Source organism: Chryseobacterium panacisoli, assembly GCF_008274625.1.
GTDB lineage: Bacteria > Bacteroidota > Bacteroidia > Flavobacteriales > Weeksellaceae > Chryseobacterium > Chryseobacterium panacisoli.
In genome coordinates, this window is record NZ_VTRU01000001.1 from 102,450 (window position 1) to 128,866 (window position 26,417).

Below are 26,417 nucleotides of genomic sequence, written 5' to 3' on the forward strand. Positions count from 1 at the left end.
TATTGTTTTTGGTATTGGGATGAGCTGTTTTAACGGTAAGTTCGGAATGATTTTTTTATTGTGGTAACTGATCGTTCGCAAAGGCGTTTCACTCAGCAAATAAAATAATGTCCTTAGCTAGACGAAGTGCCTTTGCAAATAAAAGTAAAGCGCTAATATAAATGAACTTCGTGAATTTTGCGCTTAGTTAATCACCTCGAATCATGAAGCCTTTAAAAAATTCATAATTCATCACTCATAATTCAAAATTTATCACCATCTTTATGATATCAAAACAATATCAAATTAAAATTAAATCATGGAAAAAACATTAAAACCCATGTCGGGTTATCTTACACTGGTCATCTGCCTTGCCTTGTTTGTGGCAGCAGTTTACTTCTTTGTTAGCGGAGTAGATCAAAGTATCGCTTATGTGGTGATCGCTATGCTTTGCTTTCTTGTTTCATGCTTTTTCTTGAAGGGGCTAATGATTATTCAGCCCAACCACTCAAGAGTACTGAACTTTTTTGGAAAATATGTAGGGAGTGTAAAAGAGAACGGATTATTCTTTATCAATCCTTTGTATTCGTCACAGAAAATATCTTTGCGTTCCGAAAATTTACAGGGACAGACTTTGAAGGTTAATGATAAAATGGGTAATCCTATTGAAATTGCAGTAGTCATTGTATGGAAAGTAGGTGATACTTACAAAGCTGCTTTTGATGTGGAACGTTACTCTGATTTCGTAAAAATGCAGAGTGAGGCGGCAGTACGTCATTTGGCGATGAGCTTTCCTTATGATAATTTAGAAGACGATCATGCTCCGATTACCCTGAGAGAAGGAGGAGATAAGATCAATTCTATCTTGGAACAGGAACTTACAGACCGTCTTTCAAAAGCAGGAATTGTGATTCAGGAAGCAAGGATTTCGCATTTGGCTTATGCTTCGGAAATTGCAGGAGCTATGCTTCAGAGACAGCAGGCAACGGCTATTGTAGCGGCAAGAACCAAGATTGTGGAAGGAGCTGTAGGAATGGTAGATCTTGCCTTGAAAAAACTTTCAGAAGAGAATATCGTTGAGCTTGATGACGAAAGAAAAGCGGCAATGGTAAGCAATTTAATGGTGGTTCTTTGCGGAGAAAAGGCAGCGACACCGATATTAAATGCAGGAACACTTTATAATTAAAAAGTGAAAAAAATTAACAAGTAGATTTTAGTGCAGGTCTTCTTTGCGCTAGAATAGTCAGAAATAATGTTAGAGAATTTTAGAAAATGAAATCAGAAAAAGCTCAGAACTCTTCAGAAAGCAAAAGCAAGAAATCTTTTGTAATAAGGATAGATGAGTCTACTTATAAACTCCTTGAAAAGTGGGCCAATGATGACTTCAGAAGTGTGAACGGACAGATAGAATACCTGTTGCATCAGGGGCTGGTCAACGCAGGGAGGAAGAAGAAAGAGTAGTTTAAAAAAAATAATCGGGGAGGATAAATGCTTTTTTCAGGGAATATAGCTGTCAAAAGATACTGCTCCTTCTCTTTTTTAAATTACAGAAAATATAAAAAAGGATTCTTTTTTTAGCTTTTCAATAAATAAATAACAATTCAATTAACCTTATACCAAAAAGAAAGCAGAGAAATTTTCTCTGCTTTTTTATTTTATACAACTCTGAAGACTATCTGCTCCAACGTAGAATATGACGAGCCAAATCAAGCCTTTAATGGTAAAGAAAGCAAGTCCTGCCCATCCCACACGCTTGAACCACTTCTTAAGCTTTGAGTTATTTTCTTGTGAATTTTCCATTGGTGATTATCAAAATGATTACCCTGCAAAGATAAGCATGTTTATAATTAGTCCAAATAAAAAACACATTAAAAATTAAAGTTTTGAGGTTCACATAATATTTTTATCTTTAGAGAGAACGAAAAGTAAGATTTTATGTCAAAAAAAGTAAAGGATTTCGGAATCGAAAAAACGCTGAAAAATTTAGGTATTAAAGAAGAGAACAAAGGTACCTCAACAGGCGGCAAATATTTCGCTTCAGGAAAGGTGATAGAAAGCATTTCTCCTGTGGACGGAAAGTTGATCGCTAAAGTGAAGACTTCCGGAGAAAGTGATTATGACAAAGTAATTGAAACGGCTCAAAAGGCGTTTCAGGAATTCAGACTGATCCCGGCTCCCAAAAGAGGAGAGATCGTAAGACAGCTGGGCTTAAAATTAAGAGAATATAAAGATGATCTTGGTAAACTTGTTTCTTACGAAATGGGTAAATCATTACAGGAAGGACTTGGAGAAGTTCAGGAGATGATTGACATCTGCGACTTTGCTGTAGGACTTTCAAGACAGCTTCAGGGGTACACGATGCACTCTGAAAGACCTGGTCACAGAATGTATGAGCAATACCATCCGCTGGGAGTAGTAGGAATCATTACTGCATTCAACTTCCCGGTAGCCGTATGGTCCTGGAATACAGCACTGGCTTGGATCTGTGGTAACGTTACCATCTGGAAGCCATCTGAAAAAACACCGCTTTGTGCCATTGCGTGCCAGAATATCATGATGGAAGTTATAAAGGAAAACAATCTTCCTGAAGGGGTTTCTAGTGTATTGGTATCAGATCACGAAATCGGACAGAAATTAGTGGATGATAAAAGAGTAGCGCTGGTATCTTTCACAGGTTCTACAAGAGTAGGAAGAATGGTTTCTTCTAAAGTAGCAGAAAGATTCGGGAAATCTATCCTTGAATTAGGCGGAAACAACGCAATTATCATTACAAAAGAAGCTGATATTGATATGTCTATCATTGGAGCTGTTTTCGGAGCGGTAGGAACTGCAGGCCAGAGATGTACTTCAACAAGAAGACTGATTATCCACGAAAGTGTATATAACGAAGTGAAAACAAGATTAACAAAAGCTTACGGGCAGCTGAAAATCGGAAATCCATTGGATGAGAACAACCACGTAGGTCCTCTGATTGATACGGATGCTGTAAACCAATACGAAGAAGCCATCAAGAAATGTAAAAAAGAAGGCGGGAAATTCGTTGTTGAAGGCGGAGTTTTAACCGGAAAAGAATACGAATCCGGATGCTACGTGAAGCCTTGTGTTGCAGAAGTGAAGAACTCTTATGAGATCGTTCAGCATGAAACATTTGCACCGATCTTATATCTGATCAAATACAAAACACTGGAAGAAGCCATCGCCATTCAGAATGATGTTCCACAAGGACTATCTTCAGCGATCATGACTCAGAACTTAAGAGAAGCAGAATTATTCCTTTCTCATGCAGGTTCAGACTGTGGTATTGCCAACGTAAATATCGGAACTTCCGGTGCTGAAATTGGAGGAGCTTTCGGTGGTGAAAAAGAAACCGGAGGAGGAAGAGAGTCAGGATCAGACGCTTGGAAATACTATATGAGAAGACAAACCAATACTATCAATTATACCGCGCAACTTCCTTTAGCACAGGGTATTAAATTCGATTTATAAAAGCTTTACTTAAAGCACTCAAAAAACATAAAAACTTAATAACCTGAATGATTAAATGCCTCATTCTCTGGATCATTTAATCATTCATTTATTAAATCACACAACAATTTATTATGGAACAGACATTAGATATAAAAGCAAATAAAGTAAAAGAAACAGTAGGAAGACATGTGCTGGCAGACGGTTTCGATTTTGTGATGGATATTGAAAAATCACATGGATCATGGCTTTATGATAAACTTACAGACAGAGAGTACCTGGATATGTTCTCTATGTTTGCATCAGCATCTATCGGATACAATCACCCTTATCTTCTGGAAAGATCAGAATGGTTGGGAAGAATGGCTGTAAATAAACCTACTTTGGCTGACGTTTACTCAGAAGAATACGCCCATTTCCTTGAAGTATTTGAAAGAGTAGTGATTCCTGAAGAATTACAATACGCTTTCTTTATCGAAGGCGGAACTATGGGTGTTGAAAATGCGATGAAAGCATGCTTCGACTGGAAAACCCGCAAAAACTTTGCAAAAGGATTAGAAACAGAAGCAGGAATCTGTATTCACTTCAAACAGGCTTTCCATGGAAGAAGCGGTTATACTTTGAGCTTAACCAATACTTCGGATCCAAGAAAGTACCAATATTTCCCAATGTTCAACTGGCCGAGAATTTTAAATCCGAAATTAAAGTTCCCGATTACAGAAGAAAACCTTGAAGAAACAATCAAAAATGAAAACCTTGCTTTACTTCAGATTGAAGAGGCTATTCTGATGCACCCTGATAAAGTGGCTTGTATCATCATAGAACCTATTCAGGCCGAAGGAGGTGACAATCATTTCAGAGACGAATTCCTATTGGGATTAAGAAAAATCTGCGATGACAACGAAATCTTACTTATTTTTGATGAAGTTCAGACAGGTATTGCCATTACAGGAAAAATGTGGGCATTCCAGCACTTTACAGCAAAACCGGATATCATTTCTTTCGGGAAAAAAGCTCAGGTTTGTGGTGTTTTAGCCAATAAAGAAAAGTTTGATGAAGTTCCGAATAACGTTTTCAGAGAAAGCTCAAGAATCAATTCTACATTCGGAGGAAACTTTATAGATATGCTTCGTTTCCAGTTGGTAATGGAGGTTATTGAAAAAGAAAACCTTGTGGAAAATGCAAGAGTTGTTGGAGATTTCTTATTGGAAAGCCTGAAAGCGCTTGCTGAAAAATATCCTGAAAAAATTTCAAATGCAAGAGGAAGAGGCCTGATGTGTGCTGTTGACTTGCCATCTGCAGAACAGAGAAATCACCTTATGAATGAGCTTTTCAAAGATGGATTAATCATTCTTCCGTGTGGAGATCAGTCTCTTCGTTTCAGACCTCATTTGAATGTGACAAAGGAAGAAATTCAACTTGCTCTGGACAAAATAGAAGGCAATATTAATAAAATTTAAAACTCAGGAATTTGTAATTTTAAAAAAAATATCGTATATTTAGATACTCAAACAATAGGATATGGAAAGAAGTACGAGAGTATCGGTTTATGTAAGTGATAACCCTTCAGAAATTCAGTTGGTTAAGTCTAAATTGGATGATGCGCAAATTACAAACACCGTTGAAAATAATTATCTTACGTTTACTACAACCCCCACGGCAACTTCGCTGAAGGTAATGGTAGATCTGGAAGATGAATCAAAAGCATTTGAAATTATTGATGCTTACCTTCAACAAAGTGAAAATCAATAAACAATTTCATAATTTTAAATTTTACTACTTCGAACCGAAAATTAATCTTAATTAATTTTCGGTTTTTTAATTAATTACGAACCATTAAAAGATTATCCATTCAATTATTATTAGTTATCTAATTTTTAATCATTCAATCTTTTAATTTTTTAAATCAAACGTTACAAAATGAACCCAGAGATCAAATTAAGACAATCGCAAATTGAAGACAGAGACAGGATTTGGGAAATTATCCAGCAATCTATTGAAAGAAGAAGACAAGACGGAAGCACCCAATGGCAGAACGGATACCCTAATCTGGGGACGGTAGAAAGTGATATTGCTAAAGGTTTTGGACATGTTTTAACCGTAGACGGAGAAATTGCGGTATATGGAGCCCTTATTCTGAATGATGAACCAGCTTACAGTACCATTGAAGGAGCATGGTTAAGCGACGGTGAATTCGTAGTGGTTCATAGAGTGGCTGTGGATGAGAAATTTGCTGGACAGGGAATGGTGAAGAAGTTTTTTGATCATATCGAAGAATTCACCAAATCCCATGGTATTCAGAGTATTAAAGTAGATACCAACCATGATAATATGGCCATGTTGAAAATCCTTGAAGGCAGAGGGTATTCCTACTGTGGAGAGGTTCTTTTAAGAGACGGAATGAGAAAAGCTTTTGAGAAGATTATAATTTAAGCAAAAAGTTAAATCATCTTTCATTGAATTTTTAAACCGGGCTGTATTTATAAACTCTATCGGGTTTGTTCGTTTGGTTCTGAACTAATTTTTACTTTTGTTCAAATTTTTATATATGCACCAGAGTATAGAAATTGATGAGAAAATTTTTCAGGATGCCGTAAGATTTTATGGCACCGTGTTCAGCTTACCTCCTTTAGCATCAAAAATCTATTCCTACCTTCTTTTTGACTATGAGAAAGTAGGAATTACTTTTGACGAATTTGTGGAAGTGCTCTCCGCGAGCAAAAGCTCCGTTTCTACCAGTATTTCATTATTGTTAAATGCTCAGCTTATAGTTGATCATAACAAAATGGATGAACGGAAACGGTATTTTTTCATCAATGATGAATACAAAAAAATACGATTCGAGAAAATTGTCCAGAAAATGCAGGACGAATTGAAACTATTAGATGATTTAAACAATTTTAAAAAAAGTAAAGACGATGGATACAATGAAAGAATAGAAGTTTACAAAGCACTCTTAAACAAAAACATAGAAAATATTCAGGAATCTCTTAATAAACTATAAAATGAATAATAAGCTAGTTATACTTTCCATTGCAGCGCTTTCACTGACTGCCTGCAAAAAAGAAGCTCCGAAACAGGATGGTGCCAAGCCGTATCCTGTGGTTTCCGTGGAGTCAAAAAATATAGTGGGTTATCAGACGTTTCCGGCTACCATCCAAGGTAGGGTAAACAATGATGTACGTGCAAAAATACAGGGATATATTACCCAGGTATTGGTAGATGAGGGACAATATGTTACAAAAGGACAGCCTTTGTTCCGTTTGGAAACCAATATCCTGAACGAAAATGCTGCCGCTTCCAAAGCAGGAATCGGTGCAGCGGAATCCAATATTGCCGCTGCTCAGGCTTCTGTAAATGCTGCTCAGGTTGAAGTAAACAAATTAAAGCCTCTGGTTCAGAAAAATATTATCAGCAACGTACAGCTGCAGACTGCTCAGGCTCAGCTTGCTCAGGCGCAGGCTCAGTTACAACAGGCCAATGCTTCCAAAAGACAAGCACAAGCCAATTATAAAGGTGTAGAAGCCAATATTGAATATTCTATCATTCGTGCGCCTATTTCAGGGGTGATCGGAAGACTGCCGTTAAAAGTAGGAAGTCTGGTAGGACCGTCTGATCAGACTGCTCTGACAACGATTTCTGATACGTCTGAGATCTATGCTTACTTTGCAATGAATGAAAAAGAGTATTTTGATTTCCTTGAAAAGTCTCCGGGAGCTTCTATGCCTGAGAAAATCAAAAACCTGCCAATGGTGGAGCTTCAGCTGGCCAATGGAAGTCTTTATCCTGAAAAAGGGAAAATTGAAGCCATTACCGGTCAGATTGATCCTACAACAGGGACCATTCAGTTCAGAGTTGCGTTTTCCAATGCTCAGAAATTATTAAGCAATGGTAACAGTGGAACCATCAGATTCCCTCAGCGTTATGATAATGTTCTTGTAGTTCCTGAAAGTGCTACTTATGAGCAGCAAGGTATTGTGTACGTATACAAAGTAGAAAAAGGAGATACTGCCAGAAACGTGGTTGTGAATGTTATTGACAGAATCGACAATCTGGCGCTTATCAAATCTGGAGTTAATAAAGGTGAAACAGTTGTCGCAGCTGGTATCGGAAGTTTGAAACCGGGAACAGCAGTAAAACCAAAACCAATTAAAATGGATAGTCTTGTTCAATCAATAAAACCGAAATTCTAATGATAAAAAACTTTATTAACAGACCGGTTTTATCTACCGTAATCTCAATCCTGATTGTGATTCTCGGTGTGTTGGGACTGATCTCGTTACCGGTTACGCAGTATCCGGATATTGCACCACCTACAGTAAGTGTCTCCACAAACTATACGGGAGCCAATGCTGAGACGGTGATGAAAAGTGTAGTAGTACCTTTGGAAGAACAGATCAACGGGGTGGAAGGTATGGATTATATTACTTCCAGTGCCGGAAATGACGGTTCTGCTCAGATCCAGGTTTTCTTCAAACAAGGAATAGATCCCGATATTGCAGCGGTAAACGTACAGAACCGTGTGGCCAGAGCAACACCTCTTTTGCCGTCTGAAGTGACGCGTTCAGGGGTTGTAACTCAGAAGCAGCAAACGAGTGCCCTGATGTATATGTCTTTCTATTCTGAAAATAAAGATCTTGATGACGTATACCTTCAGAACTTTTTGAATATTAATATTATTCCAAACCTGAAAAGGGTAAATGGTGTAGGGGATGCCAACGTTTTCGGAGGTAAAAACTACTCGATGAGAATCTGGCTGGATCCTGCAAAAATGGCTGCTTACAGCGTAACTCCTACCGATGTTACCAATGCCATCAACGAGCAGAGTAGAGAAGCCGCAGCGGGTTCTATCGGACAAAACAGCGGTAGTTCTTTTGAATATATCATCAAATATGTAGGTAAATTCAACGATAAAGAACAATACGATAATATCATCATCAAATCTCTTGCAAACGGGCAAAACCTGATGCTGAAAGACGTTGCTAAAGTAGAACTGGCAGGACAGTCTTATACAGGAATCGGGGAAAACGGAAACAATCCTTCCATCAGTATGGGGATCTTCCAGACTCCGGGATCCAATGCACAGGAGATTATTAAAAATATCAAAGCCTATCTGAAATCAGCTGAGGGAACTTTTCCAAAAGGCGTAAAGTATACTTTCAACTTTGATACCAACGAATTCCTGGAAGCTTCTATTGAAAAGGTAGTACATACCCTGATTGAAGCCTTCATTCTGGTATTTATTGTCGTATATATTTTCCTACAGGACTTCAGATCTACGCTGATTCCGGCCATCGCGGTTCCGGTATCTATTGTGGGAGCTTTCTTCTTCCTGAATCTCTTCGGATATTCATTGAACCTTTTAACCTTATTTGCACTGGTGCTGGCGATTGGTATTGTAGTGGATGATGCCATCGTCGTCGTCGAGGCTGTTCATGCCAAGATGGAGCATGGTATTTCAGATGCTAAAAAAGCAACGGTAGAAGCGATGGATGAGATTACGGGAGCTATTATTTCTATTACTTTGGTAATGGCAGCAGTATTTATACCGGTAACGTTCATTACAGGACCTACAGGGGTATTCTACCAGCAGTTTGGTATTACGCTGATTATAGCCATTATCATTTCTGCTATTAATGCATTAACGCTGAGTCCGGTTTTATGTTCATTATTCCTGAAACCTCACGCCGAGCATCATAAAGAGTATAAGAATTTAAATATTTTACAGAAGTTTTTCTACAAGTTTAATATTGCTTTTAAAACAACTACTGAACGTTACGGAAGAGGATTTGTATTCCTTTTAAGACATAAATGGGTTACCCTGATTATTTTTGCTATTACAGGAGGAATCTTATTCTGGGCAAGCAGCAGTATGAAGAAAGGGTTTGTACCTACAGAAGACAGAGGGATTATCTTTACCGATGTCCAGCTTCCTCCGGGAGCTTCTATGGAAAGAACTTACAACGCTTTGAAAACACTTCAGGCTAAGGCATTGAAAGTTCCGGGAGTACAGAATGTAACGATTTCTACGGGAAGAGGGTTCTTATCCGGAAACGGAAGTAACAACGGTCTTGCCTTTGTTAAGCTGAAACCATTTGAGGAAAGAAAAAAAGACGGACAGACTTCTGAAGATATCACCAAAAAATTATTTGGAATTGTAGGATCTGTTCCTGATGCTAAAGTGGTATTCTTCCAACCGCCAAGTGTACCTGGGTTTGGTAACAGTGCAGGTTTTGAAATGGTATTGCTGGACAAGTCAGGTGGAGAATATGCTGATCTGGATGCTAAGACCAATGAATTCATCGGTAAGCTGATGCAGAGACCGGAAATTCAGTTTGCGCAGACTTCATTCAATACTAAATATCCTCAGTATCAGATGGAAATTAATGTTCCTCTGAGCAAGCAGCTTGGGGTTTCTGTAAATGACATCCTGTCTACCATGCAGGGATATATCGGAGGTATTTATACTGCCGACTTTACCAAGTATGGAAAACAGTTCAGAGTGATGGTTCAGGCTCTTCCTGAAAACAGAAAGAACATCGAAAATCTGAACCAGCTTTATGTCAGAACAGGATCAGGTATCATGTCTCCGATTTCACAGTTTGTAACATTGACAAAAGCATACGGACCACAATCTGTAAGCCGTTATAACCTGTTTACCTCAGTAAAGGTGACAGGAGCAAACAATGACGGATACAGCTCCGGGGATGCGATTGCTGCAGTACAGCAGGTAGCTGATGAAACCCTGAATCAAAACTATGCTGTAGAATTTACAGGGCTGACCAGAGAAGAATTAAATTCAGGATCTCAGACCCTTCTGATTTTCGGGCTAAGTTTGATCTTCGTTTATTTCATCCTTTCTGCACAGTATGAAAGCTACATCCTTCCGCTGATCGTTATCATTTCTCTTCCTCTCGGGGTAATGGGAGCTTATTTCGGACAGAAGATCATGGGACTGGAAAATAATATTTACTTCCAGATTGCCCTGATCATGCTTGTGGGATTACTGGCGAAAAATGCGATTCTTATTGTTGAATTTGCTGTTCAGAGAAGACATCACGGAGAAACCATTGTAATGTCAGCCATCAATGCAGCAAAAGCCAGAGTGAGACCTATCTTAATGACATCATTCGCCTTTATCTTCGGTTTATTGCCGTTAGTGCTGGCAAGTGGAATTGGTGCAGTAGGTAACAGATCCATCGCTACGGGTGCGGCAATCGGACTATTGATAGGAACTGTTTTGGGATTATTTGTAATTCCGGTTCTGTATGTGATCTTTGAAACACTGCAGGAAAAAATTAAACCTATCAAAAAAGAAGAAATCAATTTAGCAGAATAAAATTAAGATTTAAGAAATTAGAAGTTAGAAATTAGAGATGAGTCTAAAAACTAACTTCTAACTTCTAAACTCTAACTTCTAATTAAAAATAATGAAGAGTTTATTAAACATCATAAAAGGAATCACTTTTTCAGTTTTCATACTCGGAGCCATTTCATCCTGTATGGCCAGAAAAGAATATGAAAGACCGAAGAACGTTGTGGACGAAAAACTATTTCGTACAGATATGCTTCCTTCAGACAGTACCAATATTGCAGATATTTCATGGAAAGAGATATTTACAGATCCGATACTGCAGGGGCATATTTCTAAGGCGCTAGAGAACAATCTTGATATCAGAATTGCCCTTGAAAGCATTAATTCTGCAGAAGCATATCTGAAGCAAAGTAAAGCTGCCTATCAGCCGACACTTTCTATCGGGCCCAACTATACCTTCCAGACCCAGTCTATCAACACCCAGTTTGGACAGATCATTGGAGAAAGACGTTATGTAAACCAGTTTGACATTACGGCAAGTATCGGATGGGAAGCAGATATCTGGGGGAAATTAAGAGCACAGGAAAAAGCACAGCTGGCTACTTATTTAGGAACTGTTGCGGCACATAAAGCGGTTAAAAGCAGTTTGGTATCTTCCATTGCTTCTGCTTATTATCAATTGCTGACTTTTGACGCGCAGAAAAGAATTATTACCGAAACCATTGCGGTAAGAGAGAAAAACCTGGAAGCAACAAAGGCTTTAAAAATTTCTGGAACAGTTACTGAAGTTGCTGTACAGCAAAGTGAAGCTCTTGTGTTCAATGCGAAATCATTACTGATTGATATTGATACACAGATCCAGCTTCTTGAAAATACAATGAGTCTTTTAATGGGAGAGCCTTCTCATTCTATTGAAAGATCTACATTAGAAGGCCAGAACCTTCCGATTGATTTAAAATTAGGATATCCGACTCAGCTGCTGGCTAACCGTCCGGATGTCATGAGAGCAGAATACAGCTTAATGAATGCTTTTGAACTGACGAATTCTGCCAAAGCTCAGTTTTACCCAACTTTAAAATTGACAGGCAGCGGTGGTCTTCAGTCTGTGGATATTGATCACTTATTCAGTGTAAATTCATTATTCGCGAATGTAGTAGCAGGACTGGCTCAGCCGATTTTGAATAAAAGACAGATCAAGACCAACTATGATGTAAGTCTTGCCAATCAGGAAACAGCTTATCTGAACTTCAGAAAAACAGTTCTTACTGCCGGAAAAGAAGTTTCGGATGCCATCAGAGTTTTCTCTGTACAGGATTCATTTATTGAATTAAAACAAAAAGAACTGGATGCCTACAAAAAATCAGTTGACTACTCTCAAGAATTGGTGAACTACGGTATGGCAAACTATCTTGAAGTATTGAATGCAAGTGTGAATTCATTGAATGCAGAACTGAACATCTCTAATGCAAGATACAGTAAAATGAAAGCAGCTGTAGAGCTTTATCAGGCTTTAGGCGGAGGCTGGAAGTAATGTATTTTGTAATCTAATATCATAAAAACGTATGTCAGTAATGGCATACGTTTTTTTTAATTATTGATCATGCTAAAATAATTTAATAGGTAAAATCAATTTGTATATATGTATTCAACTACGTAGTTTTGTACTTTAAAATTTAAACACTATGAAATTGCAAATACATTCTATAGGAAATTCTTATTCGGAGCAGGCTATCGATCTCATTCTTACGATTCAGCAAAAAGAGTTTAATGTTCCGCTTACAATCCATGACCAACCGGATCTTTTACAGATTGAAAGTTTTTATAAGGAAGCAGGAGGTAACTTTTGGGGAGCTTTTATAGACGGAGAACTGGTAGGAACTATTGCTTTGGTCAAATTTGATGAAAGGGCAGGAGCGATCAGAAAAATGTTTGTGAAAAAAGAATTCCGGGGAAAAGAACTGAATATCGCACAGGAATTGCTGGATGTTTTAATTTCTTTCTGTCGAGAAAACGGAATAGATGATTTATATTTGGGAACCATCACAGTATTGAAAGCTGCTCAACGGTTTTACGAACGGAACGATTTTGAAAAGATTGAGAAAGAAAAACTTCCGGCTCAATTTCCATTGATGGGTTCCGACGATATTTTTTATCATTCAAATACCACTTTATGAATGTCATCAATGAAGCAGGGATACTTGCTATTTCAACCAGACTTCATCGTCTCAGTGAACAATTAAGAAAAGATGGGGCTATGATCTACAAAGCATTTGGGATAGATTTTGAACTCAAATGGTTTCCGGTCATCTTTACCATATACAAGAAAGAAACAGCAAGTGTGGTTGAAATTGCTAATGAAATTGGGTATACCCATCCTTCCACTATAACTCTGCTTAAAGAACTTGAAAAGCTCAAAATTTTGGAATCGAAAAAAGATATCAGTGATGAACGTAAAAGGCTCTTTCTGTTAACAGCAAAAGGTATTGAGCTGGTTGAAAAAATGAAACCTGTATGGGAATTGGTCGCCATAGTATTGAGTGAAATCGCAGATAATGAAAATAATCTCCTAAAAGCCATTGATGAAGCTGAAGAAAAAATTGCCAATCAGTCTTTTTACCAGAGAGCAATGCAGGTGAAGAATTCAAAATAACATAATTGATTGAACCTATAAAAAAATATAAAAAGGAGTTGTGCTGATAAGGTTACAACTCTTTTTATTCTATTATGATATCAAGCGGTTTTCTGACAGATACCATACTTTTTAAATATTCTTTGTCTTCTTCAGTTAATTCATTGGTGGCAAGAGCAATATCTTCCCAGGCTTTTCCTTCTTTGCATTTTAGGGCAAATTCAATGGATTTAATTACTGGTTTCTTATTTAGTCCCAGAACCCTTAAGTCTATTTGGTGTCCTTCTTTGATTTCGCCCTCTGTAATTTGTCCTATTAAGAAAAAAGGTCTTCCTGTGATCTGGAAAGTATCATTGAGTTTAAATTGGGCAACAGTTAAATGATGCCAGCTATATTCACAATACCTACATTGTTTTGCATATAGGGTGCGGGCAAGTTTGTTGCATTTCGGACAATTATTGAAAAAAACTTTTTCAGGAGTTTCAGACATTATCCGTTTTACAATGTTCTGCTTAAAGATCTCATACCCATTTTCTAATAGATTGGTGGCTTCTGGGTCAGAACTCATGTTTAGTCATTAATTCACCGAAATAGTTAATAATATAATCCGTCGTTTCCTGATCCATATCCAATTGAAAAGAGTTTTATTTGTCTTGCCTAAATTATCATTTATTTCTTTAGTATTTAATACGATTTTCCACTTATTTATAAGCAGAAGTGTTTCCAAAGTTTTTAAGAATTTGATCTTTAATTTTTATACTGACAAACTGTTGTCACTAATCTTTTTTAATTTTACATTATCAGAAAGTTCAAAAACATAATATTATGGGGACAACTTCAGCAAGATCAACAGTATATGTAAATACAAAAGCAGAATGGAGAGAATGGTTAAAAGAGAATCATCATGTAGAACAATCTATATGGCTTGTATGCAATACCAAAAAATCTAATTTACCTGTTGTTTATTGGACGGAACTAGTGGATGAAGCGCTTTGCTATGGCTGGATTGACAGTACGAGGAAAACAATTGATGAAAGCTCTTTTATGCAGTTATTTAGCAGACGAAAACCCAATAGTACATGGTCAAAGATCAACAAAGAGAAAGTTGAAAAACTGATTGAAAATGAGCTGATGACTAAGGCTGGATTTGAAACGATCAGGGTCGCAAAAGAAAATGGTTCCTGGACTATTTTAGATACTGTGGAAGAATTGGAGATTCCAGAAGATCTGGATGAGGCATTTAAACTTCATGGCGGTTCAGAAACATACTTTTTAAGTTTAAGCAAATCAATTAAAAAAATGTTGTTGCAATGGATTGTAGTTGCCAAAAGACCTGAAACCAGAAAAAAACGTATTGATGAAATAGCAATACAGGCAGCTCAGAATAAGAAACCTAAAAATTTTTAAATCTGTAACCAATATAAAATAGGCTGTCACAAAAATGAGACAGCCTATTCAATTAATTTATTATTGAAACGATAGTATATTAGAACCTTAAAGTCGCTGCAACAGACCACGTTCTTCCAAAACCAAGGAATCCTGTGTTACCATCAGCAATACCCTGATAAACTCTACCTGTTTCCTGGTAAGTTTTTCCGGCATTTGGACCGCTGGCAATTTTATCACCTGCAAAAATATTGGAGCTTAATTCAGAAATATAATATTTGTTGAATAAGTTGTACACATTTGCTCTCAATGTTAAAGACTTTTTCGCATCAAGCGTAAATTTGTACGAAGCACCTACGTCAAATAAATTATAACTTGGCAACTTTACAATTCCTTTTTCTCTTGCTGCCTCCGTAAGGAAGTTGATCGGGTTAAACTGTGCATATAGCTTGTCATAATATTCCCAGTTGGCATCAATACTGAACGCTTTGGTAATGTTATAATCCACTCCAAGGCTTGCTGTTGTTTGTGCAGCATCTCCAACTTTCAAGTCTTTAATGTTGATAACTCCTGTAGCTCCTGCCACTTCCTGATTGTTTTGAACATCAAGAATGTTGAAATTTGCATTCCCTTTGTACTTCCAGTTCCCCAATGATAGCATCCCTCTCAGTCTAAGATTGGCAAATGGTCTTGCTTTCGCTTCCAATTCAACACCCTGGTGTATCTGTCCAACGTTCAGAGCGTTGTAGAAATAAGCATTTCCAAGTTGTAATTGAGAGAAGTTAGCAACATCTGCAGCTCCTGCGTTAAACGTTCTTGAAATAAATCTGTCATCCCACTGCGTTCTGTACGCATTGATATTCACATCTACATAACGGGATTTGAAACCATATCCTAATTCTACAGAGAAGATTCTTTCATTCTTTGCATCGTTATAGATATTCTGGTTTGAAGGGAACAGCGCATTGAATAATGGCTGTCTGGAAATAACTCCTGTATTGAAAAATACATTATGATGCTCATCTATATTATAGTTGGCACCTCCTTTTACAATATAACCCGTTTTGTGGTACCATTTTGTTTCCTGGTTTCCCGGAGTATACAGCATATAGTCTCTTCTTTTGTAGTATTGCTCAGAAACTGATCCCTGAACGGATGCACTTAGTTTCTCAGAGCTGTATTCTACCATTCCATATAAACCTGCCCATTTTACCAGGCCTTCGTTATGAATAGATACTTTTTGAGCATCTTTAAGTTTAGTAAGAGGTTCTGGTTTTACCGTATTGTTGATATAATATCCTTTTGGAGCATTTGCTGTACTTGAAACAAATAATGCATCTGATCCCAACATATCGGTTACAATATCATAAAGTGCCCCTTTGTAAGTTTTAAGATCGATACCTCCGTTGAAGGTCCAGTTATTTTTTTTGTAATTAAGATCTGCAATTACTCCATACCAGTCATGAGCATTGATACTCTGCTTTCTTACGATACCGTTGGTTCCGTTCAGCGTAGCCACATATTGTCCATTATAATCAGTAGGAGAGCCTGCAGGTGCAGTAAAGGTTGATTTCTGGAAAGTATTTCCGTTATAATCTGTTACCATACCCCCTCTGTTATAACGGTAAATCATATCCCAATTGATCGTACCATCTCCGCCTGCACCGTAATTCATGAAATTCATGGTCTGTCCGCTGCCGTTTTTGATAGAACCATTTAGTCCGGTACCACCGCCGCCGCGTCCCCATGAACCATAAAGTACGGTAGATAATTTCAGATTATCATTCATCGTCCAGTCCCAGTTCAATGATGCAATAGGCTTATGATAGAAGTTAGGAGCCAAATTGAATTGAGAACCATTCAACATTCCTGTCTGAGGATTATATCTTCTTCCATAATTGTCTAATTGCTGTAGAGTAGCCACATTCGCTCCGGTTGCAGAAGATCTTCTTGTATCGTGTACCTGTGGTGCTCCGGTTGCAATTAAATTGAATGCATGCTTTTCATTAGGCTTAAATCCTGTTGAGAAAAACCAAGAATAACCTTCTCCTTTCGTTCCGTTGATGTAGCCGTCACCTTGCCAACGGGAAAGCAACACAGTTGTTCCCCATTTGTTTTTTAACCCAGAAGAATACATTGCTGATATTCTGGAGTAGTTATCATTACCTACTTCTCCCTTGATCATTGCTTTCTGCTCAGAGTCGGTAGCTTTGGTCACAATATTAATCGTTCCTCCTACAGAAGGAACTACAAATTTAGAAGCTCCCAAACCTCTCTGAATCTGAATATTGCTCGCAATGTCTGCTAGCCCGGTCCAGTTAGACCAGTAAACAGTTCCTCCCTGCATGTCATTCACCGGCTGTCCGTTGATGATCACTGCAATGTTAGCTCCATCAAAACCTCTCATATTGATTCTGCTGTCTCCAAAGCCTCCGCCTACTTTGGTAACGTACACGGATGGGGTAGATTTCATAATCTCAGGAAATTCTCTGTTTCCTAACTTCTCCTGAATTTCCGCTGCCTTGATGGTGGAAACTGCAACAGGAGTTTTTCTTTCTTTGGCTGTTTGGGAAAGGTTTCTACCTACCAACATCACCTCATCAATAGATTTTGATTTCTCTAAAGAATCCTTCGTACTCTGCCCGTAATAAAGAGCGGCCGTAGGTAATACAAGCGCTATAATTAGTCGCTTTTTAAAAATAATGCTCATGAAATAAACTAGCGTTTTTGAATTTAAGGCTGCAAAGATGGATAATTATTTTTGAATTAAGTATTAAATCTTCACGAAGTGACTTCCTACTGTATGCATATAATGCATTATCATTCATTTTTTTGAGTGTATTAATTAATTCAGTTCTTTAATTTACAATTTGTTATCAAAGTGAATTATCATACACTAAAAATGTTTTTTGATAGATAAAATAATTATGCGGTTCCTTATATTTTTCATCATAACGACTGCTGTTCTTTAAAATATTCTGATTATTCATCGATTTTGTGATATAACATTTTGTACTTGACAATTTCAAACCTGCTCAACCTGTATCTGTGAGTGTTTGGGTAAAGAAGTATATGTCTTAAATACTTATTCTTCAATGATTTTGGATACCACATCTCAGTATTTCAGGCAGAAATGGTCTTATAGTTGCAGATTTATCACCAATCAAACACTAAATTATTATATTATGGAAACTAAAACAGCAACCAAAAAATCACCAGCTAAAAAAACAACATCAGCGAAAACTCCGGCTAAAAAAAATGCAGCCAAAGGGTTGGAAGATCTTTTTGAAGATTCACTGAAAGATATCTATTGGGCTGAAAAAGCACTATTGAAAGCACTGCCGGCAATGATGAAAAATGCTACCAGTGAAAAGCTTAAAACAGCCATTGATAAGCATATTACTGAAACGGAAGGCCATGTTAAAAGACTCGAAGAATGTTTTAAAGCATTAGGAAAAAAAGCCCAGGCAAAGAAATGCGATGCCATGCAGGGGTTATTGGATGAAGGAAAAAGTATTTTGGAAGAGACAGAACCAGGAGCAGTAAGAGATGCAGGAATTATTGCGGCAGCACAAAAAGTTGAACATTACGAAATTGCCACATACGGTACACTGGCAGCCTTTGCAAAAGTATTGAAAGAGAAGGAGTGTCTTAAAAATCTTTTAAGCACATTAAAAGAAGAGAAAAAATGTGACGAGCTACTAACGAAAGTTGCTGATACCAATATTAACAGCAAAGCGGTATAAAAGTGTGCATTCATTATAAAAAGGAGACCAGATTTATTCTTGGTCTCCTTTTTATTGTTGAAATCTCATGAGCTTCAATAAAGAAGCTGCTTTAGGATTGGTTAATTTTGTATCATTTTTAATATATTTGTGGATATTATTTATATCAATCTTATTTTTTATGCAGCCTAAAATTCGAAAAACAATAAAAGCTTACCCGTAAAGAATTTTAGAAAATCGAAAGAGAGATAATTCTATTATTTAAAAAGTTAAAAAATATGACCCAACTCAGTTTGTTCGATTCAGAAGATCTGTATGAATTTCCTAAAGATCTTCTGGAGTACAGGGAACATTTCCTGAATCAGGAAGAAGCTGACCGCCTTAAAATTCATCTGCTTGAAACAGCTCCCTGGAAACAAAGAACCCAGAAAATGTATGATAAGATGGTGCTGACACCGCGCTTAACAGCATGGTATGGAGATAAGGAAAATGCTTATCCTTCAGAAAATGGTAAACTGGAAACCAATCCCTGGATTCCTGAACTGCTTTCTTTAAAACAAAGGATAGAAGAAACATTTGGATATCAGTTCAATTCCGTATTGCTTAATCTGTATCGGGATCATAATGATTCTGTTGCCTGGCATCGGGATAAGGAAAGCAGATATGGAAACCGCCCGGTGATTGCATCAATAAGTTTAGGACAGACCAGAAACTTTGATTTCAGGAAAAAGGATCATCATCAAAGTAAATACAGCCTGCCTCTTCCTCATGGTTCTTTACTTATTATGAAAGGAGATCTGCAGGAAAACTGGGAACATCGGATCGCTAAGTCTGTAACTTCTATGAAAGAACGTATTAATCTTACATTCCGGTTGGTTCGGGAAGTCTAGAATATTCATTTTAACAGGTCAATAGGAGTATTAAATTTCAAAATAAAAAGCCTGAAGTCCTTTCTTTTTCCGTAAAAAAGCTGCACCTTTGCTCCAACAATGGGGTGCTACGGATAACAGTGGCTGAGATGATACCCAGGAATATACTTCCATACCTGATCCGGATAATGCCGGCGTAGGGATTGCTTATTTATCATCTCATCATTTGATTTCTAACAATTAATATGATGCAGGACATTTTAAAACAAATAACCTTACCGGAATGGTTTGGAGTCTTATTTTCAGTAATTCAGGTTTTACTTGCGCGTAAAAACAATGTCAATAACTATCTTTTCGGAGTTGCCGGTATTTTGCTTACATTGTATGTAATGCTTACCTCTAAGCTCTATGCTGAGTTTACCTTAAATCTTTATTATCTGATCATGAGCATCTACGGATGGCTGTATTGGAAATTCGGGAAACAGAAATCAGAAATGCAAATCTCAGTTACCTCTACTTCTGAAAAGTGGATTGCCGGAGGAATTGTCCTCGGAACCTTTAGTTTATTCTGGTTTTTTCTCACTCGTTTTACAGATTCGGATGTCCCTGTTTGGGATTCCTTAGTAAGTGCCTTTGCCTGGGCAGGGATGTGGCTCATGGCGCGCAGAAAGATTGAAAACTGGGTGGTGCTCAATATCAGTAATATTATTTCCATACCCTTGCTGCTGCATAAAGAATTATACCTCTATGCTGTCTTAACGTCATTCTTATTTTTAGTGGCCATCTCCGGTTATATGGAATGGCAAAAACTTCTTAAAACCAAAGCCGATGCTCAATATTAAAGACATCAGGATAGAACTTCAGGGTGCTTCTATAATCTCTGATAAGGTAATAGAACATATTCATGAAGAAAAATGGCTTAAGATTTGGGTTCCGAAAAAATATGGTGGTTTAGGCTATCGTTTTGAAGAAGGACTGAAAGCATTATTTAGCTGGGCAGAAACCGATGGAAGTTTTGGCTGGATGCTGACACTCTGTGCAGGAGCCAACTATTTCTCCAGAAATATAAAACCAGAAGTGGCTGAATTACTGTTTACCAATTCTAAAGTTTGTTTTGGTGGAAGCGGAATGGTTGGCGGAACTGCAGAAAGGCAAAAAGATAACACTTACATCATCAATGGATCATGGAATTTTGCAACAGGAGCACCTCATCTGACCCATTTTACACTGAATGCTAAAATTACAGAGAACGGACAAACTATAACAGATAACAACGGTAATGAGATGATTCACTCATTCATCGTTCCCAAAGAGCAGGCAAAAGTCATCCCGAACTGGAAATCTATGGGAATGAAAGCCAGCGGAACCTATTCCTTTATCATTGAAAATATTGTTGTAAATGAAGAATACAGTTTTGTGTATGATCATTTTTTTACGAATGATATTCTGGACAGCATTCCGTTTCGGGTTTTTGCAGATTTGACGCTTTTGGTGAATTATCTTGGAATTGCTTCCCATTTTATCGAAGAAGCAGAATGTATTCGCCCTCAGATCAATTTTAAAAGTTTTGAAAACTCTGTAGAAAAACATTTAGAAAAAGTATTGAACATTGCCAGAGAGGTTGAAAATTTACTCAGTGATAACAGAGAAATTTCAGCAGAAAAGCAAAACGAAATTCATACTTATGGAGTAAATCTGATACAGCAATTATCCAATCAGATACTTACCATTTATACACAATTGGGAATCAGAGCTACGGAAACTGATTCTGCAGTTTATCAGGTGTTTTGTGATTATTTTACAGCAGCAATGCATTCCAACTTCAGACCTTCTGCCCATGATTTAGATTTTTCTTTTTGATCTAATATTTAACGTTTTTGTAAGGCAAGCCTATTATATGATGATTATTTTCTTGGAAAAGAAATTTAGAGTAGGGCTCTAAACTCGGTGGGGCGCATATTGGTTAGCTGCAAAAAAGTATTACTGAAGGCAGATATATTTGAATATCCTACTTCATAAGCGAGCTCTGTAACCGTTAGTTCGGTGTCTTTTATAAGTTCCATAGCCTTGATGATTCGAAGCATTTTGATGTATTGAATAAAAGATATGTGCAGCTTACTTTGAAATAGCCTTGTCATACTCCTTACACTGATGCCAAATTTACCTGCAGTATCCTCCAGTGTAAGAGGTTCGCTGATTCTTTTTCGCAGATCAGCTGTTATCATATTGAGACGCTGATCATCTGTGGTGGGGAGCTGAATTGAAAATTTCTGTAAGTTTTCTTTTGGAAGAAGTCCCTTTAAGGTTCTAAGAAAATCATATTCCCAGTTCCCCGGGAAAAAATTTCCCTGCCATTTTTCACTGAAAGAAAGCATTTCAGAAAGCAGCTTACTCACCGGATATATTCCCAGATCATTATAAAATTCTTCTCCAATGTCTTCCGGAAAATAAATATTGATAATCTGCAGATCCTGTGCATTGTACATCAGGTGATGTGGATAATATTGAGGAATCCAGATATAGTGATTTGCAGGAATATAATATTCTTTTTCGCGGGTTTGCAGATAAGCAATTCCACCATATACTAAAAGCAGCTGTCCTTTTTTATGCTGGTGGGCAGGAAGACGCTGTTCGGTTTGTTGCCGCATTACTAAAATTGAATCATCATACTGATCTACAATTCTGCTAAGCTCTTCTAAAAAACTCATTTGGCTAAAATAAACAAAATTTAGGCTAATTATATAAAAAGAAGCCAATGCTCTTAAAATAATTTTGTATCAAAGTTTTATCAAGCATAGGAGTCATGAAAAAAAATGTCTTTAATAATCTGCAAAAAGCAGGTCAGCATTCTTTGGAATGGGAGCATGTTGAAAAAAAATCAACTGAAAACAATGTTCAGAATTTTAGATTTCTTTTTCATGCTGCCTGTCTGAATCCTTTTATTCCCGTAACGGATCTATCATTTATAGCGGATGGATTAAAAGCTTTCTTCAGAAACCGGAAACCGGGAGAAATCACTCAAAATAATCAACAACAGAATAATAAAACAGTCACATGCAGCAATATAAAATAATAGCTGTGTTCAGTACAGCAGCTTTTCTTTTTTTTTCACAGCAGATGAACGCACAGATCTCAGACAGCATACCGCTTCTTACCCTGAAGGAAATATGGGACATCTCAGAACTTCATAACAGACAGTTGAAATTATCGGAACTGAACCATAGAGAAAGCCAGTTAATTGTGGATGAAGCCAAAGATAAACTCTTACCGGAATTATCCGTAGGAGGTGATTTTAAACTCAATTCGAAGTTTCTTCTGTATCATAACGGATTATTTTCTTCTCCACAGGATGTACCTGTTTCCAGCTATGGATATGGTGTGGGATACAGTTTCAACCTTAATCTTTACAGGGGTGGGAAAGAAAAAAGGAATGTTAAAATTAAACAGGAAGAAGTCGTGTTGAAACAATATGAATTTGATCTGCAGAAGAATAATATAAAATATAATACTGCAGTGGCTTACTGTGATCTTTATAAATTCTTACAGTTCCGGGAGTTTATTTCTGCCGAAATTTCTACAGAGAAAAAACAGCTCGCACTCATAGAAAGTCTGAATAAAAATGGGGTGGTAATGAAAAGTGATGTATTACGAACATCAGTTAAATTATCACAGCTTGAGCTGAATGTATCTGACATTGAAAAGAAAATAGAAATTACAAAACAACGGCTCAATATTCTGATGGGTCGTGACAGTGAAGTGCCTTTTGACATTTCTGATCAGAATGACCTGATATCAGAAACCGCAGGAGAGCCCCGCTATGCTGATTATCTGGATATTGCTTTAAATAATTCCCCACAATACAGGATAGCTTACACAAATGTTAAACTGAGCGACCTGAATAGTAAACAGATAAAATCTGATCTGTTGCCGAGAGTTTCTTTGTATTCGAACTACAATTATACTTTCCCTCAGATTTCATTCTATCCTTATTCGAATGATTTATGGGGATTTGGCCAAACAGGAATCAAGGTACAGTTCTCTATAGAAAATCTGTATAAATCCAAACATTCTATTGCCCATGCACGAAATCTGTTGGATCAGCAAAAAGAAAAGGTCCTTATAAAGAAAGAAGAGATCACTGTGCAGGTCAAGGAAGCGTACTTACAGCAGCGGCAGGCATTGGAAAGCGTGGAAATGGCTGAAAAAAACATTATAAAAAGCTCTGAAACCGTTCGGGTAATCAGAAACAGCTATCTGAACCAGGAATCACTTTTAACAGATTTACTGGATGCCGAAAATCAGTTGCTTGAAGCAAAATTCAATCTTACAACGGCAAAGGTAAATCTAAAGTTGAGCCATATCAGATTGCTTGCAATTACAGGAATACTTTAATGAATTTTAAAATATGAATAAGAATAGAACAGATAAAATTATCGTACTGATGACCCAATGGCTGGGAATAGTATTATTAGCTGCATTAATCCTGTGGGGAGGTATCTATTTCTGGAAGGGATACCGGTATCAGCGAACCAATGATGCCCAGATTGATGCTTATTTATCACCTGTAAATGTGAAAGTAGGCGGGTATATCAGCAAAATTTATTATAAAGATAATCAGCAGGTTAAGAAAGGTGATACTCTTGTTGTTATCGAATTGGATGAATACAGATTGAAAAGAGATGCAGCACTGGCAGAATTGATGAGCTCCAGGGCTAAACTGCCTATCTTTAGAGCCAATGAAGAAACACAGGGCAGGAGCATTGAAGTTATCAGGGCACAGCTGTCAGGAGCCGAAGCGAAGATGGAACAACAGCAACGGGAATATCAGCGCTATAAAAATCTATTGGCCGAAGAGTCAACCACACAGCAAAAGTTTGATAATGTGACTGCATCACTCGCCATCAATCAGTCCGATTATCAGCAGGCAAAAGCCTCATTACGGGTTGCTGAATCCAAGCTCAATGATATCAGGGCACAGCATACAGCAGTAGATGCAGAAATAAAAATCAAGGAAGCTTTACTGGGAAGACAGGATCTGGATATTAAGTATACGGTTATTACTGCTCCTTTTGATGGCCAGATCGGGAAAAAATCAATCCAGGAAGGACAGTTGGTGCAGCCTGGCCAGACTCTGGCTTTCATGGTGAACAACTCGGAAGAGAAATGGGTAATTGCCAATTTCAAAGAAACACAGATCAGTGATTTTAAACCCGGGCAGAGCGTCTCCATTGAAGTAGATGCCTTTCCGGGAGAAAAGTTTACCGGAGCAATAGAGTCCCTGGCTCCAACCACGGGATCCCGGTATTCCATTCTGCCACCCGATAATGCTACAGGTAATTTTGTGAAAATTACCCAACGGATTCCCGTGAGAATAAAACTTACCGGTAGTCCGGAGAAATTAGCCCGCCTTGCTGCCGGGATGAATGCCAATGTTGATGTTATAAAACATGAATGATGCAAGCACATAAAATTCCTGTATTTAAAATGTGGGTATCCGAATGGGGAGCCCGGTTCGTCATATTTTCCATATTGATGACCTGTCTGTATAGCTTTGCATTATACACCAGCCCTGCAACGATAATGGGTTTCTACGGGGTAGAGTCTACAGACATTCAATATGCAATGGTTGTTATTTATGGTTCTACAGTTGCTTTTCTGGCACTAGATTTTCGTATTGTGAAATATTTTGCACCCCGAAAATATCTTCTGACAGCATTAGCTGTCAATGCAGGGTGTTCACTCATGTGTTTCTATACAAGGAGCTGGCCTGTTTTTATGATAGTGCAGTTCATTCAGGGAATTACGTGTGCTTTGATGTCCGGAATTGTACTGAACATGATATTCCCACGTCTGGAATCTGCTAGAGCGAGGATTATAGGGTATACCATTCTTTATGGTGGTATACAGACGTCAGTGCCTTTATATTCAATATATTATAGCATTGTACTTTATTTTTTTGATTTCAACTGGTTATTTTACGGTTTAAACGTTTTGTTGATTGTTTTAGCAGGTATGGTGCTGGTTACAATGAACGGAAAAGCAAGATTCCATAAAAAGCTTCCGCTTTATCAGGTAGACTGGGCCGGATACCTGTTCTATATTACTTTTATTCTCATATCAGGATATATTTTGGTCTATGGAAGGCAGCTGGGCTGGTTTGATAGTCCTCTGCTTATTTTTTTAATCCTGTTTAATATGCTGATCCTGCTAATTTTTATAAAGAGATCGCTGAGATTAAAACGGCCACTGATTAATTTATATATTTTTAAAGCAAAAAAATTTGCCATAGGATTGCTGCTGCTTGTTGTCTTTTATATTTTTAAAGGAAGTACAGGGCTTGCTTACGGATATCTGGAAGTTATCCTGGGAAATGATATGCTCAGTACAATTCCCATATGGACTGCTGTAATTGCAGGAACTGTTATTGGAATGTTTGTGATTTCGCGGTTTGTTTTGATGGGGTATAATCTCATAAGGATGATCATTGCAGGTTTTGGAATCATGGCTTTATTTTATATCTACATGCTTCTTTATGTATCTGTTCAGGGGGAGACCATCTATTTCATTCCTGCTTTGTTTATCTATGGTCTGGCAACCGGGGTACTGTTTGTTCCCATTGTAACTTTTACTACTTCTGCTGCACCTCCGCAAATTGCTGTCAATGCTTCATTGGTTGGAACCTTTGCAAGGTTTACCGGATTTACTGCAAGTATGGCAATCAATAATGAGCTTCACCTGTATACAAAAGCTGGGGTGAGAGAAAAAATACGTGAAACACTGATTGAAACCAATCCTCAGTTTTCCGTTAGTCTGCAGAACGTTTATCAGACCTATTTGAATGCAGGAAATGATTCTTATGCAGCTATGAATTCTTCAGCCGGATATATAGACAATCTGGTAAAAGAGCAGATAGTAGCACGGGCTACCCGTGATTATTATGATCTGATGCTTTTGGGGGTATTATGCGTTATTGTAATTCTTCTTCTGCTGCCACAGATCCAGAATGTGGTCCTTAAACTGAAGAAAGGGCAGGTTCCTTATTAAGCCGC

The 26,417-nt window shown here is 37.6% G+C and carries 24 protein-coding genes and 1 riboswitch; of the genes, 21 read left to right on the plus strand and 3 right to left on the minus strand.

Translation table 11 applies throughout. The features are described from left to right. The first annotated feature begins 298 nt into the window (after positions 1 to 298). From FW781_RS00470 to FW781_RS00525, 12 genes are all read left to right on the plus strand, one after another. Complete coding sequence (locus FW781_RS00470) at positions 299 to 1,165, plus strand: SPFH domain-containing protein (protein ID WP_149385621.1); 867 nt, start codon at positions 299 to 301, stop codon at positions 1,163 to 1,165. An 86-nt stretch (positions 1,166 to 1,251) separates the two neighbouring features. After that, positions 1,252 to 1,440, plus strand: coding sequence for an Arc family DNA binding domain-containing protein (locus FW781_RS00475; RefSeq protein WP_149385622.1), 189 nt, complete (start codon positions 1,252 to 1,254; stop codon positions 1,438 to 1,440). A gap of 474 nt (positions 1,441 to 1,914) precedes the next feature. Further along, positions 1,915 to 3,465, plus strand: coding sequence for an L-piperidine-6-carboxylate dehydrogenase (gene amaB / locus FW781_RS00480; protein ID WP_047422806.1), 1,551 nt, complete (start codon positions 1,915 to 1,917; stop codon positions 3,463 to 3,465). A 113-nt stretch (positions 3,466 to 3,578) separates the two neighbouring features. Beyond that, on the plus strand, positions 3,579 to 4,904 hold the full coding sequence (gene lat, locus FW781_RS00485) for an L-lysine 6-transaminase (RefSeq protein WP_149385623.1): 1,326 nt from the start codon (positions 3,579 to 3,581) through the stop codon (positions 4,902 to 4,904). A gap of 61 nt (positions 4,905 to 4,965) precedes the next feature. Then, positions 4,966 to 5,196: a DUF2007 domain-containing protein gene (locus tag FW781_RS00490; protein ID WP_149385624.1), complete on the plus strand. Its 231-nt coding sequence runs from the start codon at positions 4,966 to 4,968 to the stop codon at positions 5,194 to 5,196. 168 nt (positions 5,197 to 5,364) lie between these two features. After that, positions 5,365 to 5,877, plus strand: a complete 513-nt coding sequence (locus tag FW781_RS00495) for a GNAT family N-acetyltransferase (protein WP_149385625.1) — start codon at positions 5,365 to 5,367, stop codon at positions 5,875 to 5,877. 115 nt (positions 5,878 to 5,992) lie between these two features. Next, positions 5,993 to 6,448, plus strand: a complete 456-nt coding sequence (locus FW781_RS00500; RefSeq protein WP_149385626.1) for a transcriptional regulator — start codon at positions 5,993 to 5,995, stop codon at positions 6,446 to 6,448. A 1-nt stretch (position 6,449) separates the two neighbouring features. Then, on the plus strand, positions 6,450 to 7,637 hold the full coding sequence (locus tag FW781_RS00505) for an efflux RND transporter periplasmic adaptor subunit (RefSeq protein ID WP_149385627.1): 1,188 nt from the start codon (positions 6,450 to 6,452) through the stop codon (positions 7,635 to 7,637). Further along, entirely contained in the window at positions 7,637 to 10,783 is a 3,147-nt protein-coding gene (locus tag FW781_RS00510; RefSeq protein ID WP_149385628.1) for an efflux RND transporter permease subunit, read from the plus strand. Before FW781_RS00505 ends, FW781_RS00510 begins: the two co-directional genes overlap by 1 nt. A gap of 91 nt (positions 10,784 to 10,874) precedes the next feature. Continuing rightward, positions 10,875 to 12,290: an efflux transporter outer membrane subunit gene (locus FW781_RS00515; protein ID WP_149385629.1), complete on the plus strand. Its 1,416-nt coding sequence runs from the start codon at positions 10,875 to 10,877 to the stop codon at positions 12,288 to 12,290. Positions 12,291 to 12,441: 151 nt separating this feature from the next. Continuing rightward, on the plus strand, positions 12,442 to 12,933 hold the full coding sequence (locus FW781_RS00520; protein WP_149385630.1) for a GNAT family N-acetyltransferase: 492 nt from the start codon (positions 12,442 to 12,444) through the stop codon (positions 12,931 to 12,933). Further along, entirely contained in the window at positions 12,930 to 13,409 is a 480-nt protein-coding gene (locus FW781_RS00525) for a MarR family winged helix-turn-helix transcriptional regulator (protein WP_149385631.1), read from the plus strand. Before FW781_RS00520 ends, FW781_RS00525 begins: the two co-directional genes overlap by 4 nt. A gap of 64 nt (positions 13,410 to 13,473) precedes the next feature. Here the strand turns inward: FW781_RS00525 and FW781_RS22580 are convergent, their stop codons facing one another. Beyond that, positions 13,474 to 13,956 carry a hypothetical protein gene (locus tag FW781_RS22580; RefSeq protein ID WP_185151030.1) on the minus strand — a complete coding sequence of 161 codons (483 nt, stop codon included), beginning with the start codon at positions 13,954 to 13,956 and terminating at the stop codon, positions 13,474 to 13,476. Positions 13,957 to 14,213: 257 nt separating this feature from the next. On the opposite strand from FW781_RS22580, the gene FW781_RS00535 reads away from it, so the two are divergent. Continuing rightward, positions 14,214 to 14,795 (plus strand): YdeI/OmpD-associated family protein, encoded by a 582-nt coding sequence (locus tag FW781_RS00535; protein ID WP_149385632.1) that lies wholly within the window; start codon positions 14,214 to 14,216, stop codon positions 14,793 to 14,795. 79 nt (positions 14,796 to 14,874) lie between these two features. Here FW781_RS00535 and FW781_RS00540 read toward each other — a convergent pair whose 3' ends face one another. Next, positions 14,875 to 17,484, minus strand: a complete 2,610-nt coding sequence (locus tag FW781_RS00540; protein WP_149385633.1) for a TonB-dependent receptor — start codon at positions 17,482 to 17,484, stop codon at positions 14,875 to 14,877. Positions 17,485 to 17,959: 475 nt separating this feature from the next. Here FW781_RS00540 and FW781_RS00545 point away from each other — a divergent pair, with 475 nt between their 5' ends. From FW781_RS00545 to FW781_RS00560, 4 genes are all read left to right on the plus strand, one after another. Then, positions 17,960 to 18,520: a YciE/YciF ferroxidase family protein gene (locus tag FW781_RS00545; protein ID WP_149385634.1), complete on the plus strand. Its 561-nt coding sequence runs from the start codon at positions 17,960 to 17,962 to the stop codon at positions 18,518 to 18,520. A 257-nt stretch (positions 18,521 to 18,777) separates the two neighbouring features. Next, on the plus strand, positions 18,778 to 19,389 hold the full coding sequence (locus FW781_RS00550; protein WP_149385635.1) for an alpha-ketoglutarate-dependent dioxygenase AlkB family protein: 612 nt from the start codon (positions 18,778 to 18,780) through the stop codon (positions 19,387 to 19,389). A 90-nt stretch (positions 19,390 to 19,479) separates the two neighbouring features. Continuing rightward, positions 19,480 to 19,588: riboswitch (TPP riboswitch) on the plus strand. Positions 19,589 to 19,613: 25 nt separating this feature from the next. Further along, positions 19,614 to 20,210 carry a nicotinamide riboside transporter PnuC gene (gene pnuC / locus FW781_RS00555; RefSeq protein WP_149385636.1) on the plus strand — a complete coding sequence of 199 codons (597 nt, stop codon included), beginning with the start codon at positions 19,614 to 19,616 and terminating at the stop codon, positions 20,208 to 20,210. After that, positions 20,197 to 21,228, plus strand: coding sequence for an acyl-CoA dehydrogenase family protein (locus FW781_RS00560; protein ID WP_149385637.1), 1,032 nt, complete (start codon positions 20,197 to 20,199; stop codon positions 21,226 to 21,228). Before pnuC ends, FW781_RS00560 begins: the two co-directional genes overlap by 14 nt. 65 nt (positions 21,229 to 21,293) lie before the next feature. On the opposite strand, the gene FW781_RS00565 is transcribed toward FW781_RS00560, so the two are convergent. Further along, positions 21,294 to 22,076: a helix-turn-helix transcriptional regulator gene (locus tag FW781_RS00565; protein ID WP_149385638.1), complete on the minus strand. Its 783-nt coding sequence runs from the start codon at positions 22,074 to 22,076 to the stop codon at positions 21,294 to 21,296. Positions 22,077 to 22,171: 95 nt separating this feature from the next. On the opposite strand from FW781_RS00565, the gene FW781_RS00570 reads away from it, so the two are divergent. Genes FW781_RS00570 through FW781_RS00585 form a run of 4 tightly spaced genes read left to right on the plus strand, consistent with a single transcriptional unit; the run spans position 22,172 to position 26,412 of the window. Then, positions 22,172 to 22,441, plus strand: coding sequence for a hypothetical protein (locus FW781_RS00570; RefSeq protein WP_149385639.1), 270 nt, complete (start codon positions 22,172 to 22,174; stop codon positions 22,439 to 22,441). Then, positions 22,423 to 23,760 (plus strand): TolC family protein, encoded by a 1,338-nt coding sequence (locus FW781_RS00575; protein ID WP_149385640.1) that lies wholly within the window; start codon positions 22,423 to 22,425, stop codon positions 23,758 to 23,760. The genes FW781_RS00570 and FW781_RS00575 overlap by 19 nt, the downstream gene beginning before the upstream one ends. Positions 23,761 to 23,773: 13 nt before the next feature. Then, positions 23,774 to 24,823 (plus strand): HlyD family secretion protein, encoded by a 1,050-nt coding sequence (locus tag FW781_RS00580; RefSeq protein ID WP_149385641.1) that lies wholly within the window; start codon positions 23,774 to 23,776, stop codon positions 24,821 to 24,823. Beyond that, on the plus strand, positions 24,820 to 26,412 hold the full coding sequence (locus FW781_RS00585) for an MFS transporter (protein WP_228720101.1): 1,593 nt from the start codon (positions 24,820 to 24,822) through the stop codon (positions 26,410 to 26,412). Before FW781_RS00580 ends, FW781_RS00585 begins: the two co-directional genes overlap by 4 nt. The last annotated feature ends 5 nt before the right edge of the window (positions 26,413 to 26,417 follow it).